Here is a 20,359-nt window from a genome sequence, read left to right as displayed (position 1 = left end):
CGGGTTCACCCCTGGGCCGGCGGCGAGGGCGTGCCCGGCCAGCGCGTGCAGGCACTTCACGCGGTCCGGCATCCCTCCGGCGGTCATCCGGGTCGGCAGGACGTCGCGGGCGTCCCGGGTGGCGAGGTAGGCCTCGTGCGCCCGCTGGTACCCGGCGGCCAGTTCGGGGTCGGTGGCCAGCTCCTCCTGCCACTCCCGCATCCGGCCGGCCGACTCCAGCCGGCTGGCTGCGGCCGTGGCCCGGGGGCAGGTCAGGTAGTACAGCGTCGGGAACGGGGTGCCGTCCTCCAGCCGGGGCGAGGTCTCGACCACGTCGGGCTGACCGCACGGGCAACGGTGCGCCACCGCGACGAGGGCGCGCGGGGGCGGCCGAGCTGGCGGGCGATGATCTCCCGCTCGACGTCGGTGACGGGGGTGCTCACCCGATGAGTCTGCGGCAGCGGGTCAGCCGAGTGCCGCCCGGCCCCTGGTGACGTGCGGTTCGCGGGGGCGGCGGGGTCCTTCTGGTTCAGCCGTCGGCGTCGGCCAGCGACTGCATCAGGCCCTCGTACCAGGGCAGTTCCTCGTCCGGGCCGGCCGACGCCAGCGTGCCCGCGTCACCCTCCACGGTCTCGCCGTCCACGACGACGACAAGCCGGTCGCCGGGCAGGACGTAGGTGAGCCGCTCCCGGGCCTGCCGCTCGGCGTAGACCGGGTCGGACTGCCGCTCGAGCTCCTCGCGGAGCTCCACCGCCCGCTGGTCCAGCTCCCGCCCTCGGCGGCCAGCTGCTCGAGCTCGGCCTGCCCGGCCAGGTACTGCCGGATCGGGCCGGCCAGCGTGAGGGCGAGCAGGAGGACCAGCGCCCCGAGCAGGACCGCGCGACCGGTGAACAGCGGTCGCCGGCGGGCAGCGCCCACGGCCGTCGCCCGGACCGACCGGCGCACCGGACGGCGGGCACCGGGCCGGTTCGTGGCGCTGCTGCGGACGCCGGCCGGCACCGGTCGGCTCGGGTGCACACGGGGTGCCCGGCCGGTCCGCCGGCTGTCGCCCGGCGATCCGCTCCGCCGACCGCGGACGTTGCTCATCCGACTGTGCTCATCCGACTGCGCTCATCCGCCGGCGACTCAGCTGGCCAGGCGCGGGAAGGCGGCCGCCCCGGCGTACCGGGCGGCGTCGTCGAGCTCCTCCTCGATGCGCAGCAGCTGGTTGTACTTGGCGACGCGCTCGCTCCGGGCCGGAGCTCCGGTCTTGATCTGCCCGCAGTCGGTGGCGACGGCGAGGTCGGCGATCGTGGTGTCCTCGGTCTCGCCCGAGCGGTGGCTCATCATCGAGCGGTAGCCGCTGCGGTGGGCCAGGTTGACCGCGTCGAGGGTCTCGGTCAGCGTGCCGATCTGGTTGACCTTGACCAGCAGCGCATTCGCCGCGCCGCGGGCGATGCCGTCGGCCAGGCGGGTGGGGTTGGTGACGAACAGGTCGTCGCCGACGATCTGGACCTTGTCGCCGAGGGTGTCGGTGAGCGCGATCCAGCCCTCCCAGTCCTCCTCGGACAGCGGGTCCTCGATCGAGACGATCGGGTAGTTGGCCACGAGGTCGGCGTAGTAGTCGGTGAGGTCGCCGGCCGAGAGGGTCTTGCCCTCGAAGGCGTATCCGCCGTCGCTGTGGAACTCGGTGGCCGCGACGTCCAGAGCGAAGGCGATGTCGCTGCCGACGGAGTAGCCGGCCTGCTCGACCGCCCGGACGATCAGGTCCAGGGCCGCGCGGTTGCTCGACAGGTTCGGCGCGAAGCCGCCCTCGTCGCCCAGGCCCGTCGCGAGACCGTCCTTCTTCAGCACGGCCTTGAGCGCGTGGTAGGTCTCGGTGCCCATGGCCAGCGCCTCGGCGAAGGTGGCGGCACCGATCGGGGCGATCATGAATTCCTGGACGTCGACGTTGCTGTCGGCGTGCGCACCACCGTTGAGGATGTTCATCATCGGCACCGGCAGCAGGTGGGCCGAAGGGCCGCCGACGTAGCGGAACAGCGGCAGACCGGTGGAGTCCGCCGCGGCGCGGGCCACGGCGAGGCTGACCCCGAGGATCGCGTTGGCGCCCAGGCGCGACTTGTCCGGGGTGCCGTCGAGGTCGATGAGCCGCTGGTCGACCAGCCGCTGCTCCGTCGCCTCGTAGCCGACCAGCTCGGGGCCGATGACGTCGAGGACGCCGTCGACGGCCTTGGTCACGCCCTTGCCGCCGTAGCGCTCGCCGCCGTCGCGCAGCTCCACCGCCTCGAAGGCGCCCGTGGAGGCGCCGCTGGGCACGGCGGCCCGGGCGATGGTCCCGTCGTCGAGGGCGACCTCGACCTCGACGGTGGGGTTTCCGCGCGAGTCCAGGATCTCCCGCGCGCCTACTGCATCGATGCTCGGCACGGGGGCAGCCTAACCAGTTCGGTCGGCCCGGCTCGACAGCCGCGCGCCACTGACGTCTCCATACGGCCCGTGGAAGACCAGAACCGGCGGTCTCGCCCGCGGGGTCGCCTGCATGCGCCCCCACCCGTCGACCGTCAGGCTGTCCCTAATGGGGGTGCATCCGGCGCTGGAAGTCAACCCCGATTCCGCTTCGCTAGGAGCACAGCTGCGAACGTGCCCGCTCCTGCCGTGAGGGAGACGACCAGTCGAATCGGCAGTGTGCCGAAGCCCTGCAAGTGAGCGATGACCAAGGCGGTCACGAGCATGGTTAGTCCAAGTACGGCAGCCCAAGTCACCGCGCTGGCGTTCTGCCTGTTCACTTGCTTCTTAGGTGGATGTACAGCACGGCACTGAGGACTACCACGACGCCGATTACGACGAGCGCCGCGACCCAGTCACTCATTCGTCCTCCTAGTCCTAGCGCCATGGTCAGCGGACAGCATCGCAGTGCAGGGCGAGATACTCCGGGCGGCGGCAGAACTGCCCCTCCGGTGAGTGACGGCACGGCTGTCGCCAAGTGGGCCGCTATGGGACATCTGCTTCGCGGACGGCGTGCTGAAGGTCGGCTGGACGGACGGACCCGGACCAGGAAGCTAGAAGGGCGGGACGTCGAGGTCGCTGCCGAACCGCGGCGGGTGACTGACCAGCATGTCGCCGCTGGGCATGGTGATCGCCAGCCCTCCGTCGTCGGCCTCGTCGAAGCGCCAGCCCGGCGCCTGGTGCTTGAGCCGGTGATGGTGCTCGCACAGGCAGCAGAGGTTCTCGTGCGCGGTCGGGCCGTCGGGCCACTCCTGCCGATGGTCGAGGTCGCACGTGCGAGCGCGGGCCCGGCAGCCCGGGAAGCGGCAGCGCCGGTCGCGCAGCCTGACGAAGCGGTCCAGCTCGGCTCCGGGCGTGTATCCGTCGGTCTCCGGGGGCGGGCCGAGGCAGGCACCGCGGCGGATTCCCGCGGCGTCGGTCAGGGCGACCAGGCTGCCCCGCAGCTTGTCGACGACGGCGATGCGCGGACGATGCGCCAGCCCGGTGCCGTCGAGGTCGCGCACTCCGATCAGCGCCCCCACGTCGAGCAGCGCACGCAGCTCACCGTCGCTCCACGTGCCGTCGAGGATCGCCTGCTTCGCCCCGGTCAACCCCTCCCGGACCGCTGCCTCGTTCCGCGCCCGGGCCAACGCCAGCCACTCGCCCAGCGTGCGGTCCCCGACCGGGGTGGCCGGGTGTTCTGTCGCGCCCCGGGGCGACTCGGACTCTGGGCCGGGGGCGGGGTTGGGCCTTGGCTCGGGATCGGGATCGGGATCGGGGGCGGGGTCGGGTTCTGGGTCGGGCCCCGGCTCGGATCCTCGCTCTGCGTCAGCGCACGATGCGCCGGTCGCCGACGCGTCCCGGGTCTCCGGCGCGGGTGCAGCGTCGTCGGGCAGATCTGCCACGTCCGGCGCCGGTCGGGGCATCAGGCCGAACGCGTAGCCGAGCTCGCGCACCAGGTCGGCCGGCACCAGCATCCCCTCGACCTGCCCGGGCTCCGCGCCGCCGAGCATCGTCTCCAGGGTTGCGACGAGGGTGAGCGCGATGGTGACGGGCGGCATGCCGTGCTGCCCCGGCCGCAGGATCAGGTCCTGGACGCAGTCGGCCATGCGCTGCTGCTTGGTCCGCTCGTCGCCGTCGGTCCGGGCGTCCCCGCGTACTCCTCCAGCGCCCGGTAGATCGCCGCCGCGGCGGGCAGGGTGAGGTCGAGGAGACCGTGGCGGTGCCGTCGCGGCGGTCGTGCAGCCGCACGCCGCGCTCACGGACAGCGGCCACCAGCTTCCGGGCGGCGGCGTCGGCGTCCTTGCGGAGCACGATGCGCCGTGCGCAGTCGCCCAGCTGAGGCGGCGTCTTGCGGTCGAGCAGTCCCAGCACGTGCGCCTCGATGTCGGCGCGCAGCGCATCGTCCTCGACCGGGCCGACCACGTTCACCATCTGCCGCGCATGCGCCGGGCTCAGTTCGCCACGGGCCAGCAGGGCGAGCGTGCCGGGCAGCCGCTCGACGAGCACCAGCGACTCCACCAGCTGCGCTCCGGCAGCCGCCGCGGTGACGCCCAGCGAGGGAGCCACATCGTCGACCGCCCACTCGCTCACCTCCGACAACGCAGCGGGACGTGCCGCCCGGGTGGCGGCCGACATGGCCCCCGTTCCCCCGGCTGCCGGTCCAGCAGTGCGGATGGCCGGCAGCGGGCGAATGCAGCCAGCGACGTCGCCACCACGGCCGACAGCCGTGCGATCTCCCTGGACGCGGCGGCCGCCCGCTCCAGATGACCGATGCCGGCGTCGAGCGCGCGTCGCAGCTCCCCGCGTCGTCCGCACCGTCCGGTTCGTCCCCGGCGGGGCGCTCGGGAGCCGACGGACGTCCCGGACCGGGACCGCCATCGCGGAGCGCCCATTCCCTGCGGTTCCCGGCACAGGCCGGAACACTTCGATCACGGACTTCTGGCGGCGATCCAGGAGAGCCGTCGCCAGGACCCCTTCGAACGAGGACGGAAGGGCGGGATGAGCTCGGCGGCCTCCGCGCGCATCCTCGAACATGTGTTCGATGATATCGCTGATCTGGCCTGCTGACCAGTGCAGATCCCGCCTGTGGACGACGGCCGAGCGGGTGGAAGAGCCGCGTACGAGCTACGACGGGTGGCCGGTGGAGGAGGCGGCGGCCTCGGCGTCGAGCTCCCCGCGTACCGGCGGACCGCCTCGCGGAGCGCGTCCTCGACGTCCCAACCACGCTGCTCGGCGGCCGTGACGACGCCGAGCAGACGCTCCCCAACGCCTCGGGGCTGTCGTCGGCGAGGTCCGCGGGCTCCGGCGTGCGCAGCCCCGCACGCCCGGCCCGCCGCACGAGCGCCGCTCCCCACGCGGCCGCGGGCTGGGACCGCGAGACCCCTCGGTGGGTGACGTGCGCTGCTTCTCCGCCTTCTTGATCTCCTCCCACCCCGCCTCGACGGCCGCGACGTCCCGGGGGCCCGCGTCCCCGAAGACGTGCGGATGCCGCCGCACCAGCTTGGCCACGAGGTCGCCGGCGACGTCGTCGATGTCGAAGCGGCGCTCTGCGCCCGCCTCGGCGGCCACCCGGGCGTGGAACGCGACCTGCAGCAGGACGTCCCCGAGCTCCTCGCGCATGGCCGCCGGGTCGTCGTCGACGATCGCGTCGTAGGCCTCGTGCGCCTCCTCCAGCAGGTAGCCGCGCAGCGAGGAGTGGGTCTGCTCGGCGTCCCAGGGGCAGCCGCCGGGAGACCGCAGCCGGTCCATCACCGCCACGACGTCGAGCAGCCCCGCGCCCACCGGCCTCGCGACGGCCGGCGCACCCGGGAAGAGGTGCACCTCCTCCGGCGTGACGAGGCAGACCACGTCGTCGGGGCGGTCGCGCGCCGCCTCGGCGCCGACGTCGGCCACGTCGACGCCGTGTCGCCGGAGCTCGGCGGCGGACGCGCCGGCGCCGGGCAGCGCGACGACCGGTCGACCGCTGGTCACCGCACGCCAGCCGGCCGTTCCGAGCAGGCCGGGGAGATGGGGGCTGACCGGGACGACCGAGACGACGGGCACCCGGTCAGTCTCCGCGACCGGTCCCGACCGGCTACTCGGCGGGGGCGGGGTGAGGGCCGTGTCCTCGTCGCCGAGGATGTCGACGACGCCGCCGTCGAGGGGCCCGTAGCGCGGGTTCACCGTCACCCCCAGGTCCTCGCGGACAGCCTCGATGCGCTCGTTGCCCGCTGCCTCGACCACCTCGGCGGCCTCCTCCTCCAGCTGGGGCCGCACCTCCTCGAACGTCGGGTAGACGGTTCCCTCGACGAACGTGACGACCACCCCGCCGGCCTCGGGCACCGGCGTGGCGAACGCCGTGTTGGGCGCCGCCGCCGCGATCCCCTCCGCGAGGATGCCCGGCAGCTCCTCGGGCGCGCGTGACTCGAGCGCCGGGATCGTCGCCGCGCCGGCGTACTGCGCGGCGACGGCCGGGTAGGCGGCCGGGTCGGCGGTGAGCTGGGCGACCACGGTCTGCGCGGTCGCCTCGTCGGGCACGGTGATGTAGCCGAAGGACACCTGGGCGAGGCTCTCCCGGACCTCCTCGTACCGGGCCCGCAGCGCCTCCTCGCCCAGCGCGCCGGCCCCGCCCTCGGCCTCGGCGATCTCCCGTCGCACCAGCTGCTGGCGCACGTTCTCGATGACGTCCGCTCGGCCGATGCCCTGCTGGGCGAGCTGGGCGAACACCTCGTCGGGGTCGTCGTCGCCGAGCAGCTCGTCGATGCGGGCCCGCACGTCCCGGTCGCTGACCTGCACGTCGAAGCGCTCGGCCGCCGCGGCGTAGACCTCCTCCTGCACCAGGAGGTCGAGCACCCGGCGGGTGTACTCGTCGCCCCGGTCTCGGCGAAGGCCGCGACCTCCGGGTCCTCCAGCCGGTCCTCGACGGCGGACCGCAGCTCGCTGACCGAGATCTGGGCGTCGCCCACGTAGGCGGCCACGTTGGGCGAGGTCCGGCAGGCCGACAGACCCGAGACGGTGACGGCGAGGAGGAACCCGGACACCAGCAGCCGGGGAACGCGACGCTTCAGCACGCCCGGACCTTCCCACATCCCGTGTGACCGGTCTCGCACGCCGCCCCGATCAGGCCCCTGCAGGGCCCCGCCGCGAGCCTGCGAGTGGTGGGGGCGGGGGTCCTTCACCGAGGACGGCCCTCAGCACCGAGTGCAGGTTCTCCAGCAGGGCGACGTCGCGCAGCGGGTGCGGCGGTCCGGACCGACCGGCACCTTGAGCGAGATGGTCTCGACGGCGGCCTTGTAGGAGGCGCCGTCGGCGAGGCGGGCCAGCCGCATCTGCTTGGACTCCGGCAGCACCACCGGGCTGATCCGGATGGCCCGCCCCTGCAGCGACACCTCGGTGATGCCCAGCGCGCGCATCGCCGTCCGGAACCGGGCGACGGCGAGCAGGTTGAGCACCGGGGCCGGCGGGGCGCCGTAGCGGTCGGTGAGCTCGTCGAGCACGGCCTGTGCCTGCTCGTCGGTCTGCACCGAGGCGACCTTGCGGTAGGCCTCCATGCGCAGCCGCTCGCCCGGGACGTAGTCGTGCGGCAGGTGCGCGTCCACCGGCAGATCCACCCGGACCTCCAGCGGCTCGACCGGCGCGGACTCGCCGGTGACCTGGGACCGGTAGTCGGCCACCGCCTCCCGACCAGCCGGACGTAGAGGTCGAACCCGACGCCGGCGATGTGCCCGGACTGCTCCCCGCCGAGCAGGTTGCCCGACCCGCGGATCTCCAGGTCCTTCATCGCCACCGCCATGCCGGCACCGAGGTCGGTGTTGTGCGCGATCGTCGTCAGCCGGTCGACAGAGGTCTCGGTCAGCGGTCGCGTGGGGTCGTAGGTGAAGTAGGCGTAGGCGCGCTCGCGGCCACGGCCGACCCGGCCCCGGATCTGGTGCAGCTGGGAGAGGCCGAAGGTGTCGGCCCGGTCGACGATCAGGGTGTTGGCGTTGGGGATGTCCAGGCCGGACTCGACGATCGTCGTCGCGACCAGGACGTCGTACTCCTTCTCCCAGAAGCCGACCATGATCCGCTCGAGCTCGTGCTCCTTCATCTGCCCGTGCCCGACGGCGACGCGGGCCTCGGGCACCAGGTTGCGGATCTTGGCGGCCGCCTTGTCGATGGACTGCACCCGGTTGTGGATCACGAAGACCTGGCCGTCGCGGAGCAGCTCGCGCCGGATCGCCGCTGCCATCTGCTTGTCCTCCCACGCCCCGACGTAGGTCAGCACCGGGTGCCGCTCCTCGGGCGGGGTGAGGATCGTCGACATCTCGCGGATGCCGGTCAGCGACATCTCCAGCGTCCGCGGGATGGGCGTCGCCGACATCGACAGGACGTCGACCGCCGTCCGCACGCTCTTCAGGTACTCCTTGTGCTCGACGCCGAAGCGCTGCTCCTCGTCGACGATGACCAGGCCGAGCTCCTTGAAGCGGGTCGTCGGCTGCAGCAGCCGGTGGGTGCCGACCAGGACGTCGATCTCCCCGCGGCGAGCTTCCGGATGATCTCGTCGCTCTCGGTCTTCGACTGGAACCGGGACAGGACGGCGACCGTCACCGGGAACTGGGCGAACCGCTCCGAGAAGGTCTTGTAGTGCTGGTTGGCCAGCAGCGTCGTCGGCACCAGGACGGCGACCTGCTTGCCGTCCTGCACCGCCTTGAAGGCCGCCCGCACCGCGATCTCGGTCTTCCCGTAACCGACGTCGCCGCAGATGATCCGGTCCATCGGGACCGGCTGCATCATGTCGGCCTTGACCTCGTCGATGGCGCCGAGCTGGTCGGGCGTCTCCTGGAACGGGAAGGCGTCCTCGAGCTCGCGCTGCCACACCGTGTCGGGACCGAACGCGTGGCCCTTCGTCGCCATGCGCGCGGAGTACAGCCGGATGAGCTCGGCGGCGATCTGCTTGACCGCCTTGCGCGCCTTGCTCTTGGTGTTCTTCCAGTCGGCGCCACCGAGCTTGGACAGCGCGGGCGCCTCCCCGCCCACGTATCGGGTGAGCTGGTCGAGGGCGTCGGTGGGGACGAAGAGCCGGTCCGGCGGCTGGTTCCGCCGCGACGGCGCGTACTCGACGATCAAATAGTCGCGCTGACCGCCGTTGACCGTGCGGCTGATCATCTCGATGTAGCGGCCGATGCCGTGCTGCTCGTGGACGACGAGGTCGCCGGGCTGCAGCTGCACCAGGTCGACGGCGTTTCGTCGACGGGCCGGCATCTTCTGCGCGTCCCGCATGGAGGTGCCGCGCTGGCCGGTCAGGTCGTGCTCGGTGAGCAGCGCCAGGCCGACGTTGCGGAACGCGAACCCGGCCTCGAGGTTGCCCTGGGTGACCTGGGTGATGCCGGCCGCCGGCGGGCCGGTGATGTCCGGCACCAGCCGCACACCCAGGTCGGCCTCGGCGAACTGGTCGGCCGCGCGCTGGGCGGGGCCGGGACCGGCGAAGGTGACGACGACCCGCCAGCGGTCGCGGTGCCAGGCGCGCAGCTGCTGGGCGGCCTTGGTCTGGTCACCGTGGAAGCGTTCGACGGTCGTGGCGTCGAGGGTGACGTGGCTGTCGTCGTCGTCGGCCTGGAGGGTGAACGTGCCGGTGGTCCACCACGGAAGGCCGCGGATGCGGGCGGCCGTCTCGACCTCGGCGAGGTCGCGGAAGGACGACGCCCCGAGATCGATGGGCGCCTGACCCGCCTCGGCCGCGGTCGACCAGGAAGCCGCCAGGAACTCCTCCGCGGTGGTCACCAGGTCGGCCGAGCGGGTGCGCACGCGCTCGGGGTCGCAGACCAGCACGTGCGTTCCCCGCGGCACCAGGTCGGTGAGCAGCTGCATCTCGCCGGCCACCAACGCGGGGATGAGCGACTCCATCCCCTCCACCGCGATCCCCTCGGCGAGCTTGCCGAGGATCTCGGTCAGCTCCGGGTGCTCGACCGCGAGGGCGGCCGCGCGCTCGCGCACCTCCGGCGACAGCAGCAGCTCGCGGCACGGCGGCGCCCACAGCCGCTCGGGGCGCTCGTCGAGGGAACGCTGGTCGGCGGCGGAGAAGTAGCGCAGCTCGTCGACCTCGTCGCCCCAGAACTCCACGCGCACCGGGTGCGGCTCGGTCGGGGGAACACGTCGAGCAGGCCACCACGCAGCGCGAACTCGCCGCGCTTCTCGACCAGCTCCACCCGGGTGTAGGCGGCGTCGACCAGGGCGCGGGCCACCTCGTCGAGGTCTGCGGAGCTCCCGGGCGCGAGCTCGACCGGGACCAGGTCGCCCAGACCGGGCGCGAGCGGCTGGAGGACGCTGCGCACCGGGGCGACGAGCACGTCGATCGTGCCGTTCTCGCCGGGGTGGGTCAGGTCGCGCAGCACGGCCAGCCGGCGGCCGACCGTGTCCGCGCGCGGGCTGAGTCGCTCGTGCGGCAGCGTCTCCCAGGCGGGGAACGTCTCGATCCGCCGGCCGGGGAGGAAGCAGCGCAGCAGGTCGGCGGTCTGGTCGGCGTCCCGCTCGCCGGCGGTGACCACCAGGACGGGAACGCCCGCTCCGGGCCGCTGCGCGGCCAGCGCGGCGGCGACCAGAGGCTGCACCGGCGGGGGCGCGGTGACGGCCAGCGACGCGTGCCCGGCCGAGGCGACGACGCGCGCCATGCCGGGATCGGTGAGGACGACGTCGAGCACGCCGCGCAAGGTCACGCTGGTTCTCTCCCGGGGTCGGCCGGCCGCACCGTGCCGCCGAGTGCGGCAGGGGCCGGGCCCCAGGTTAGCCCCGCGCGTCGGCCGGCCGACGGGGCCGGCCGACGCGCCCGATCAGCGCGCGGGAACGGCGCCGGTGAACACGGCCGGGAAGCGGAACCCGTCGACGTCGACCGACAGGGTCACGTCCCCGAGCTGGTCCTCGGGCACGGCGAAGGAGTACACCGCGGTGGCGGTCGCACCGGGCTCCAGGCTGCCCCCGAAGTCCGTCGTCTCGTCGTCGTAGAGCGGTGCGGCCTGGGTCGCCGAGGAGCCGTAGGTCGCCTGCACCACGACGCCGTTGAGGTCCAGCGACGCGCCGGTGCCGTTGGTCAGCTCCAGGGTGAACACCGTCTGGGGCTGCCCGGCCAGTTCGCCGGGGCCGCGGCCCTCGGTCACCTGCTGGACGGCGTCGACGACCCGCACCGAGGCGCCGTCGGACCACTCGGACGGCACCGCGAAGTTGACCTGCGTGGCCGCTACCGTGCGCGCCGACTCCGGCACGCCCTCGCGGGCGACGACCTCCGCCGCCGACGCCTGCGTGATCGGCGCCGGTGATCCGGTCGGGGTCGCCTCGGGCTCGACCGTCCCCGGGTCGGACGACGGGGCAGCGGAGCTCTCCGGAGCCGCGGTGGACCCCGGATCGCCGTCGCCGTCCAGCGCCCACACCAGCAGCCCGGCCACCAGGGCGACGAGCAGCACCGGGAGGCCCCGGCGCAGCCACGTCGCGCGGCGGCCCCGCCCGGAGGCGGACGGGCCGGTCACCCGAGGCTCCGCACGGCGAGACCGGTGAACCGGACGGAGGTCGGCGCGGTGGCGCTGCCCGACAGGTAGGCGGCGAGGCCCACCCCACCCGGCACCTGCAGCTCCGCCGTGTCGTCGGTGGCGGTCAGCGTCGGGCTGGCCGGTTCCGTCGTCCCGGCCGGCCACACGGTGACCGCCAGGTTGGTCGGCGCGGTACCGGTCACCTGCAGCCGCACCTCCAGCTCTGTCCCCGGGGTGTAGGTGACCCCGGGCAGCGTCACGATCGATCCGAGCACAGTCTCGTTGCTCGTCCCGTTGAACCGCACCGCCGACACGCCGACGCTGCGGTCGGGCAGCACCCGCACCCGAGCCGCGTACTCCTGGTTGACGCCGACGTGGCGACCCACCACGTACACGTAGGTCCCCGACCCGCCGCTCGGCACCGCCGACAGCGACAGCGACGTCCGCACGTCGGCACTGGTCTGCGCGACGCCGGCCAGGTTGGAGCCGGTGTTGTTGCCCGGGCCAACGGTGAGCGTCGCGATGCCCGCGTCCACCGACTGCCGCGACCCACCGGCCCGCACCGTCCACGGGCCGCCAACGTCTGCCGTGCCCAGGCCACCGGACACCGTCCGGTCGAAGGCGTCACTGGCGATGGCGCCGTCGGCCGGCGGGGCTCCTCGGTGACGGCCTCGACCGTCACCTGCTGGTCGGCCGTGGCAGTCGCCCCGGCGTCGTCGGTCACCGTCAGCGTCACGGTGTAGGTACCCGCCGCCGCGTAGGTGTGCGACACCGTCGCACCGGTGCCCGTGGCCCCGTCGCCGAAGTCCCAGGCGAAGGAGTCCACCGTGCCGTCGGCGTCGGCCGAACCCGACCCGTCGACCGCCACGGTCAGCGCGTCCGAGGCCGCCGTGAAGGCGGCGGTCGGCGCCTGGTTCTCCGCCGGCGGCTCATCGCCGCCACCGTCGGGGACGACGGCCTCGACCCCGGTCACGAGCACGGAGGTGCCCGCCGTGGAGCTGCCGGTGAGGTAGCTGCTCAGCCCCACCGCTCCCGGTGCCTGGAGAGCGGCGGTGTCGTCGGTCCAGCTCATGGTCGGCGTGGCCGGCTCGGTCGTGCCCGCCTCCCACACCGTGAGCGAGATCTGCGTCGGCGAGGTGCCGGTCACCACGACCCGCGTGGCCAACGCCGTTCCCGCCGAGAACGTCACATCGGGCACGATCTGCTCGCCGCCGGGCCAGGACTCCCCGCCCGCGAGCCGCGACAGGGCCACCGCGACCTGGCCGTCCGGCGTCAGCCGCAGCCTCGGCCGGTAGTCCAGGTTCGCGGCCACGCGACGGCCGCTGAGGTACACGTACGTGCCCCCGCCGGTCGGCATCGAGCTCACGGACAGCGTGGCCGTCAGATCCACGTCGGTGGCCGACACGTCACCCAGGTAGGAACCCGTGTTGTTCCCCGGGTTCGGCAGGTTCAGGGTCGCGGTGCCCGCGCTCACCGACTGCCGGTTCGACCCGGCCGACGCCGTCCACGCACCGCCCACGTCGGCCGTGCCCAGGCCACCGGACACCGTCCGGTCGAAGGCGTCACTGGCGATGGCGCCGTCGGCCGGCGGGGCTCCTCGGTGACGGCCTCGACCGTCACCTGCTGGTCGGCCGTGGCAGTCGCCCCGGCGTCGTCGGTCACCGTCAGCGTCACGGTGTAGGTACCCGCCGCCGCGTAGGTGTGCGACACCGTCGCACCGGTGCCCGTGGCCCCGTCGCCGAAGTCCCAGGCGAAGGAGTCCACCGTGCCGTCGGCGTCGGCCGAACCCGACCCGTCGACCGCCACGGTCAGCGCGTCCGAGGCCGCCGCGAAGGCGGCGGTCGGCGCCTGGTTCTCCGCCGGCGGCTCGTCGCCGCCCGGAGCGGCTGCACGGAAGCTGCTCAGCCGCACCGCCGTCCCCGAGGTCGAACTGCCCGTCAGGTAGGCGCTCACCCCGACCGCACCGGGGACCTGCAGGCCCGCCGTGTCGTCGGTCCAGCTCATGGTCGGCGTGGCCGGCTCGGTCGTGCCCGCCTCCCACACCGTGAGCGAGATCTGCGTCGGCGAGGTGCCGGTCACCACGACCCGCGTGGCCAACGCCGTTCCCGCCGAGAACGTCACATCGGGCACGATCTGCTCGCCGCCGGGCCAGGACTCCCCGCCCGCGAGCCGCGACAGGGCCACCGCGACCTGGCCGTCCGGCGTCAGCCGCAGCCTCGGCCGGTAGTCCAGGTTCGCTGCCACGCGACGGCCGCTGAGGTACACGTACGTGCCCCCGCCGGTCGGCATCGAGCTCACGGACAGCGTGGCCGTCAGATCCACGTCGGTGGCCGACACGTCACCCAGGTAGGAACCCGTGTTGTTCCCCGGGTTCGGCAGGTTCAGGGTCGCGGTGCCCGCGCTCACCGACTGCCGGTTCGACCCGGCCGACGCCGTCCACGCACCGCCCACGTCGGCCGTGCCCAGCCCACCGGACACCGTCCGGTCGAAGCCGTCGTCGGCGAGCACGGTGCCCGTGGCCGGCGGCTCCTCGACCGTCACCTCGCGGGTGGCGGCCGCGGTCGCGCCGTCGTCGTCGGTCACCGTCAGCGTCACGGTGTAGGTACCCGCCGCCGCGTAGGTGTGGGACACCGTCGCACCGGTGCCGTTCGAACCGTCGCCGAAGTCCCAGGCGTGGGCATCGACCGTGCCGTCGACGTCGGCCGAGGCCGTGCCGTCCAGCTGCGCCTCGAGCCCGACGACGGTGGCCTGGAACGCCGCGGTGGGCGCCTCGTTGGGAACCGTGGCGTCGGCGGCGGTGAAGTGCTCACCCACCTGGGCAGCGCTCAGCGCCGTGGAGTAGATCGCGACCTCGTCGATCCCGCCGGCGAGAGAGGGACTGGACGGCTCGGCGGGAACACCCTGCAAGGTTCCGCTGCCCAGCATCCAGTAGCCGGGACCGACGCGGGTGTTCCCACGAGTCATCGCTGCGTCCGCGGCGACCTCTGCACCGTCGACGTAGAGCCTGGTGCCGTCGGCCGCCACCGTGGCGACCGCGTGGTGCCACTGCCCGTCGTCGACCTGCGCGCCGCTGCGAACGGTCGTGTACCTCGTCACCCGGTCCTGTCCACGCGCGGAGAGGCCGAACGAGAGGCGCCCGTCCGCATCCACGTAGAGGGCCCGGTCGGTGTTGCTGACGGACATCTCGGTGAGTGCTTCGCCGTACTGGGCGATGACGCCGCCGTCGCTCGAGCTGGTGCGGAACCAGGCCTCCACCGAGAACGTGTCCCCGGAGGTGCTCACCGTGTCGCTCATCGCGGCCCTGCCCACGTCGGTGCCCTCCGCGGTGATCGCGTCGTCCCCGCTGACCGCGCCGGAACTCCCGCGGCCGATGCCGGAGCCCGTGGTCAGGTGGGCGTTCCCCACGTAGTCGTAGGAGGTGCCGCCGGAGGGCTCGCCGAGCCGCCAGTACTGGTCAGGAGCGTCGCCGAGGACCTCGGTGGCGTACACGCTGGTGCTCGTCGCCACCGTGACCGTGTTGGAGGCCGCACCGGTGACCGAGTTGCCGGCCGGATCGGTGACGGTCACCCGGTAGGAGACCGTGGAGCCGGCCGGGGCGGTGTCGGTGAACCGCTGCATCGGCATGTTCCACCAGGCCGAGCTGCTGGTGACCTCGTGGACCGGAGTGCTCCCGCCGTTGCGGTAGAGCCGGTAGGTGAGGAACTCGTTGTCCATGTCGTACGAGGAGGGCCAGGTGACCGTCACGGTGCCGGCCGTGGTCGACGTCGCGGTCGGTGCCATCTGGGCGGCCGACAGCTCGGGGCCGCGGTCGTTGGGCGCGGCCGACGGCTTGGCGAACCGGGTGAGGCCCAGCTGCCGCTGGCCGTTCACGGAGGTGAACTCGCCGCCGAACGCGACGTAGTCGCCGGCACCGGTCACCGACCACGGGCCCTGGAACTGACCGGTCCAGGTGCCGGCGTTCAGGGTCGGCCAGAAGTGCAGGATCGTCGGGCTGGGGTTGGGATCCCAGCTGGTGTACCGCGGGAGGTCCGTCGTCGGCTTGAGGGTGCCCGTGGCCTCGACGGTCATGGCGGTGGCGCGCTGCCAGGTCCGGGGGCTCGGGTCGGGGAAGCTGCCGGCGGTCTCGCAGTCGTGCACGTGGTTGGCGTTGTAGACGACCGTGCCGTCGGACCAGGTGTCGTACGGGTCGCCGTGGCAGTCGTTCATCCACACCAGGTCGAAGTCGGTGGGGTCGAAGGCGACGACGCCCTCGACGTTGCCGATTTGGTAGGCGTACACCGACGCGTAGGCGATGCCGTCGTACATCTTCAGGGTCCAGGCACCGGCCGGGTCGCCGTGGTTGTTGATCCCCACGGCTGCGACCTGGCGTCGCCGCCGGCGGTGTCCACCGACGCGATGGAGTAGGCGGTGATGCCGTTGACCTGGTCGAACTGGCCGGCGAGCACGACGCGCGTGCCCGTCGGGTCGACGACGATGCCGCGCACGGTGTTGTTCGCCGTCGGTGCCCAGGAGGTGACGGCGCCGGTGGCCGAGGAGAAGGCCGCGAGCCGGGTGCGGGTCTGACCGCCGGCGACGGTGAAGTTGCCACCGACGTAGACCGTCGAGCCGGTGTCGGCGATCGAGTAGACCGGACGGTTGAGCGTCGGGGCGAAGCCGCTGAGCAAGGCACCGGTGGCGACGTCGAACGCCGCGACGTGCCCGCGCGCCACGCCGTCGACGGTGGTGAAGTCACCGCCGACGTAGATGCGGGAGCCGTCGGGCGAGGCCACGACGGTGCGCCCCTGACCGTTGAGCGTGTGGTCGAAGCCGGGGATGAGCTCCCCGGTACGGATGTCGAAGGCCAGGAGGTTGCCGCGCGGGGTGCCGGCGCCCCCGCCGGGCGGGGTGGCGGTGGCGAAGCTGCCCGTCGCGTACACCGTGTTCCCCACGGTGACCATCGACCAGACCACGCCGTCGGTCTGCACGGTCGGCAGGGCGTCCGCGGAGACGGTGGCCGGTGTGCCGGCCACGGGTGCGGTGTCGGCCGACGCTGTGCCGGGCACCACGAGCCCCAGAAGGACCAACCCGGATGCCAGGGCGCCGGCCACCGAGACCGACACCCCCGACGGAACGTGCCGGCCCGAGTGGCAACGCTGTGATGCATGACTGGTCTCCCCGTGAGGTTCGTGCGCCACTGGCTCACCGTCGATGAACGGAGCCCGACGCCTTCGTCGGCGCTCCCCGGTCGGTGGCCGGTGAGGAATGTTGACGGAACGTGATCAGTAGTCAAGACGCTCTGTAGTCGAACCAACCACTCACGGTGCAAAGTCACCCGTACGTGGTCGGCCGCTCGCGAGGCCTGTCAGGAGGAGCGGGCTGCAGTCGCCCGGCCGGCCTGGTCCCCGGCGTCGATCGCGGCGAGGGCCCTGCGCAGAATCGTGCTCGACGTGTGCATGGTGTAGGGAAGTACTTCACGGTGACGCCGACCTGGGCGAAGTCCCGCTCCAGCCGGTCCCCTTGGGCGTCCCCCGCCAGTCGTCGCCCTTGAAGATCACGTCGAAGCGCACCTGGCGCCAGGTGTCGATCTTGTCGGGGACGACTTCCGCGTGCACGTCGTCGACGAACCGCAGGCTGCGCACGATTTCCATGCGCTCGGCGAGCGGGATGACCGGCGCGCGGCCCTTGGTGAGCACGAGCATCTCGTCGGAGACGACCCCGGCGATGAGGTGGTCGCAGTGGTCCGCGGCGTGCTTGAGGATGTTGAGGTGTCCGACGTGGAAGAGGTCGTACGCCCCGGGCGCGTAACCGATGATCGTCATGCGATGTCCCCCTGCTGCCCCCAGCGACCCCCGGGATCGAGGGCCGTCGTACTCGACGCCACGGCCCGAGCTGTGACAGAACGTAGATGCTCATGGTCACCTAGAGTGACCCGTGCCGTGGACTTCACCCGAAAGGACGGCCGCCCGGGGCGGCCGCCCCGCCGCTGCCGGCGCCGCCCTCGAGCCGCTCGCGCGCGCCCGCCCGAAGGGGTGAGACGGGCACGCGCCGTCTGATCAGCGGCTCCGCACGGCCCTAACCTGCACAGAGGGCCCCGTTCGCGGGGCCACCGGGCGGCATGCGTCCGCACCGGTGACCGAGGCACGTGAGGGCAGGCGGGGACGATGGAACTGCGCGACTATCTGGCGGCTCTCGGCCGCTACTGGCGGACCTGGGTCGGACTGACCGCGATCGGCCTCCTGGTCGCCGTCGTAGCCATCCAGGTCTCGCCGCGGACCTACAGCGCCACCGCCGGGGTCTTCGTCGCCAGCTCCCTGGAGGGCACGAGCGGCTCGCAGTTCGTGAACCAGCGGGTGCGCAGCTATCCCGAGATCGCCCAGAGCCTGGCGGTGCTCTCCCCGGTCATCGAGGAACTCGGTCTGGAGATGCCCTTCCGGGACCTGCGCGCCACCGTCACGGCCAGCAACCCGGTCGAGACGTCCCAGATCGACATCTCGGTGACCTCCGCATCACCGCAGCTCGCCGCGGACATCGCGAACGCCGTGGCCGAGGAGTTCGGTCAGGTCGTGGAGAGCCTCGAGGCGCCGGCCGACGGCCGGTCACCTGTCAGCCTGACCGTGACCGACCCCGCGACCGTCCCGGCCAGCCCGGCGTCGCCCGACCCCGTGCTGCTGCTGGCGCTCGGCCTGGTCGTCGGACTCTCCCTCGGCCTGGCAGTCGCGATCACGCGGAGCCGGATGAGCCCCGCACTGCACACCGAGGACGACGTCCGCGGCGCCTGGGGCGGCGGCGCCGACGTCAGCGTGCACGCGCCCCGCGCCGGTCGCAGCCGCCACGAGCCCGACACACCCGCTGCGGCCCTCATCCGGCAGCTGGAGACCCTGGCCGAGCGGGGGACGGTGCGCCTGCTCGCCGTGTCGCCCACGTCCGGACAGGAGGCGGCGCTGGCCCGGTTGCTCGCCGACGTCGCCAACGAGCTGTCCGCCCGCGGGGTTCCTGCCGTCGTGGTCGGCGATCCGGCGGAGGCACCCGACGGTGCCGATCGCGACGCCCGGGTCAGGCTGACGGTGGCGGCACCCGTGGTGGCACTCCGGGACTGGCGCCGGATCGCGGGCGGTCAGGACGGCCTCCTCATCGTGGCCCAGGCCGGACGCGTCACGGCCGGCCAGCTCGGCGAGCTGCAGGCGATGACGTCCGCGGTGGACCTGAGTCCCGTCGCGCTGGTGCTCCTGCGGAGCTGGAGCCGGCAGGTGCGCCGGGCGGCGGCCCCGACGACACGCGCACGATCGACCCGACCCGGCTCCGGGTTCCCCGCCGGCGGGCACCGCGTCCGGCCCGACGACGGCGCCGGAGCGGCGCGGTCCGTCCAAGACGCCGGTCACCACCGGCACCGCGCCCGGCCGGGACCTGCGCAAGCGTCCCTGAGGGCTCCGCTCGGACCGCAGGGCTCGGCGGGGCCGGCGGCACGAATGGCTGCCGGCTCCAGCCCCGGCGTCCTCCAGCCCTGCAGCGGTCCGCGAGCAGGCGCCGCCCGTACTTGGGGCAGCGCGGTCAGACCCGGGTGCTCCCCGCCGCGAACGCTCGCCCAGTGGGCCGTGCGCCGCGCGTCGACCCGACGTCGCCGGCGTCGGGCCCGTCGGACAGCGCGGGTCGTGACCCGCCCTCGGCCAGCAGCGAGACCGCGAGCAGCAGGAGGAACTCCGGCGTCGCGTCGAAGAGCCCGCTCTCCAGCACGCTGCGGCTGAGCAGGAAGGTGAGCAGGCCCAGGAACAGCACGCGGTGCGGGCGAGGAACACGGAGGGACCCGGCCACCGACCACGCGACCCAGAGCCCGGAGACGAGCAGCCCGACCAGCCCCGTCTGCACCAGCGCGGACACCCAGCTGCTGTCCAGGAGCTGCTCGTTCCACCACTGGCCCCGGACAGGGATCAGCTTGACCGAGAGCCCGCCACCGAACGCCCACTGCCACCACGACTCGGCCCACGACCGGGCTGCTGTCCAGGCGACGAAACGGGATTCCAGCGTGCTCGTGCCGTCACCGTCGCGCTCCAGGAAGCGGGCGACGGCCCCGGTCGTCACCACCGCCACCGACCCGAGCGCCACCGTGACCAGCCCTCCGACCACGAGGCCGACGCGGGCGCGCCGCAGGTGCAGGGCCATGACGCCGATGGCGAGCAGGAGTGTGAGCAGGGCGGTCCGGGAGCCGGTCATCCACACGAGTGCGAGGAACCCGCCCCCGAGCAGCGCGTGGAGCCCCCGCGCCTCACCCAGCGCCGTCCGCCAGGCCGTCCACACGACGACGACGCCGGCGAGCAGGGCCAGACCGTTGGGATGCAGGGGCGGGATGCCGCCGAAGAACCGTCCGCTCAACATGCTCGGCAGGCCGGTCGCCGCGGACACCCCGGCCACCAGGCCGCAGGACACCACCACGGCACGCAGGACCTGGAAGGGGAGCGGCACGCAGGAGGAAGAACACCGTCGCGGCCAGGATGGCGACCCGGACCGCGATCACCGCGCTGGCGACCAGGGTCCCGTGCGCGAAGGCACCGAGCACCGACGACACGAGCACGGCTCCGACGAACCACAGCGTGCCGGTGCCCAACCGGGAACGTCGCGACCCGGCCGCCTGCGCCGCGAGGAAGGCGAACGCGAGCGCCAGGACGCTGCACAGAGCCTTGCCCAGGACCACGGGGTCCACCGAGCCCGAGAAGACCTCACCCCGGCGCCAGACGACGGTGCTGGCCACCATCAGGAACGCAGCCGCGCCCACGCGGACGGTCGCCATGGACACGGAGACGCCCCCTGCTCAGCCGGTCATCGGCGCGGTAGCGCGCCGGGGCGATGGTAGGGGCTGCGGTGGCGTTCTCGTGGTTGCCACGAGCAGCGTCCCCCGGAAGGGGAGCTCGTCGACCCGCGTCCGGGAGCGCCCCGCGGGCTCAGGCGCCGACCGGGACCGGCTGTGCGTC

Annotated in this window: 15 protein-coding genes and 3 pseudogenes; 1 reads left to right on the top strand and 17 read right to left on the bottom strand. The window is 73.3% G+C overall.

Annotated features, from left to right (window positions below; all coding sequences use genetic code 11):
* Positions 1 to 42 precede the first annotated feature (42 nt).
* The 16 genes and pseudogenes from U6N30_RS02875 to U6N30_RS02800 all read right to left on the bottom strand — a co-directional run.
* Positions 43 to 312: pseudogene (locus tag U6N30_RS02875) on the bottom strand (DUF501 domain-containing protein); the annotation flags it as partial.
* Entirely contained in the window at positions 252 to 422 is a 171-nt protein-coding gene (locus U6N30_RS02870) for a hypothetical protein (RefSeq protein ID WP_324276061.1), read from the bottom strand. The pseudogene U6N30_RS02875 and the gene U6N30_RS02870, both read right to left, overlap by 61 nt.
* Before the next feature lie 86 nt (positions 423 to 508).
* Complete coding sequence (locus tag U6N30_RS02865) at positions 509 to 730, bottom strand: hypothetical protein (protein ID WP_324276060.1); 222 nt, start codon at positions 728 to 730, stop codon at positions 509 to 511.
* 374 nt (positions 731 to 1,104) lie between these two features.
* Positions 1,105 to 2,382: a phosphopyruvate hydratase gene (eno, locus tag U6N30_RS02860; RefSeq protein WP_324276059.1), complete on the bottom strand. Its 1,278-nt coding sequence runs from the start codon at positions 2,380 to 2,382 to the stop codon at positions 1,105 to 1,107.
* A gap of 632 nt (positions 2,383 to 3,014) precedes the next feature.
* Positions 3,015 to 4,049, bottom strand: coding sequence for an HNH endonuclease signature motif containing protein (locus U6N30_RS02855; RefSeq protein WP_324276058.1), 1,035 nt, complete (start codon positions 4,047 to 4,049; stop codon positions 3,015 to 3,017).
* Between the two features lie 1,018 nt (positions 4,050 to 5,067).
* Positions 5,068 to 6,774: a MazG nucleotide pyrophosphohydrolase domain-containing protein gene (locus U6N30_RS02850; protein ID WP_324276057.1), complete on the bottom strand. Its 1,707-nt coding sequence runs from the start codon at positions 6,772 to 6,774 to the stop codon at positions 5,068 to 5,070.
* Positions 6,775 to 7,112: 338 nt separating this feature from the next.
* On the bottom strand, positions 7,113 to 7,472 hold the full coding sequence (locus tag U6N30_RS02845) for a TRCF domain-containing protein (protein ID WP_324278141.1): 360 nt from the start codon (positions 7,470 to 7,472) through the stop codon (positions 7,113 to 7,115).
* A gap of 407 nt (positions 7,473 to 7,879) precedes the next feature.
* Positions 7,880 to 8,401: pseudogene (locus tag U6N30_RS02840) on the bottom strand (helicase-related protein); the annotation flags it as partial.
* Positions 8,314 to 9,066, bottom strand: a complete 753-nt coding sequence (locus tag U6N30_RS32950) for a DEAD/DEAH box helicase (RefSeq protein ID WP_340371373.1) — start codon at positions 9,064 to 9,066, stop codon at positions 8,314 to 8,316. The pseudogene U6N30_RS02840 and the gene U6N30_RS32950, both read right to left, overlap by 88 nt.
* 939 nt (positions 9,067 to 10,005) lie before the next feature.
* Positions 10,006 to 10,568 (bottom strand): annotated as a pseudogene (locus U6N30_RS32945) (transcription-repair coupling factor); the annotation flags it as partial.
* A 159-nt stretch (positions 10,569 to 10,727) separates the two neighbouring features.
* Positions 10,728 to 11,417: a DUF4352 domain-containing protein gene (locus U6N30_RS02825; protein WP_324276056.1), complete on the bottom strand. Its 690-nt coding sequence runs from the start codon at positions 11,415 to 11,417 to the stop codon at positions 10,728 to 10,730.
* Complete coding sequence (locus U6N30_RS02820) at positions 11,414 to 11,692, bottom strand: hypothetical protein (RefSeq protein ID WP_324276055.1); 279 nt, start codon at positions 11,690 to 11,692, stop codon at positions 11,414 to 11,416. The genes U6N30_RS02825 and U6N30_RS02820 overlap by 4 nt, the downstream gene beginning before the upstream one ends.
* Complete coding sequence (locus tag U6N30_RS02815; protein ID WP_324276054.1) at positions 11,674 to 12,963, bottom strand: PKD domain-containing protein; 1,290 nt, start codon at positions 12,961 to 12,963, stop codon at positions 11,674 to 11,676. Before U6N30_RS02815 ends, U6N30_RS02820 begins: the two co-directional genes overlap by 19 nt.
* Positions 12,888 to 15,770: a PKD domain-containing protein gene (locus U6N30_RS02810; protein ID WP_324276053.1), complete on the bottom strand. Its 2,883-nt coding sequence runs from the start codon at positions 15,768 to 15,770 to the stop codon at positions 12,888 to 12,890. The genes U6N30_RS02815 and U6N30_RS02810 overlap by 76 nt, the downstream gene beginning before the upstream one ends.
* Positions 15,725 to 16,426 carry a hypothetical protein gene (locus U6N30_RS02805; protein WP_324276052.1) on the bottom strand — a complete coding sequence of 234 codons (702 nt, stop codon included), beginning with the start codon at positions 16,424 to 16,426 and terminating at the stop codon, positions 15,725 to 15,727. Before U6N30_RS02805 ends, U6N30_RS02810 begins: the two co-directional genes overlap by 46 nt.
* Before the next feature lie 441 nt (positions 16,427 to 16,867).
* Positions 16,868 to 17,215 carry an FAD synthase family protein gene (locus U6N30_RS02800; RefSeq protein ID WP_324276051.1) on the bottom strand — a complete coding sequence of 116 codons (348 nt, stop codon included), beginning with the start codon at positions 17,213 to 17,215 and terminating at the stop codon, positions 16,868 to 16,870.
* 342 nt (positions 17,216 to 17,557) lie between these two features.
* On the opposite strand from U6N30_RS02800, the gene U6N30_RS02795 reads away from it, so the two are divergent.
* Positions 17,558 to 19,138: a YveK family protein gene (locus U6N30_RS02795; RefSeq protein ID WP_324276050.1), complete on the top strand. Its 1,581-nt coding sequence runs from the start codon at positions 17,558 to 17,560 to the stop codon at positions 19,136 to 19,138.
* Between the two features lie 518 nt (positions 19,139 to 19,656).
* Here U6N30_RS02795 and U6N30_RS02790 read toward each other — a convergent pair.
* Positions 19,657 to 20,178, bottom strand: a complete 522-nt coding sequence (locus U6N30_RS02790; RefSeq protein ID WP_324276049.1) for a hypothetical protein — start codon at positions 20,176 to 20,178, stop codon at positions 19,657 to 19,659.
* Between the last annotated feature and the right edge of the window lie 181 nt (positions 20,179 to 20,359).

It is taken from the genome of Blastococcus brunescens, from assembly GCF_035320885.1.
Classification (GTDB): Bacteria; Actinomycetota; Actinomycetes; order Mycobacteriales; family Geodermatophilaceae; genus Blastococcus_B; species Blastococcus_B brunescens.
This window is presented reverse-complemented; position numbering and strand designations above follow the sequence as displayed.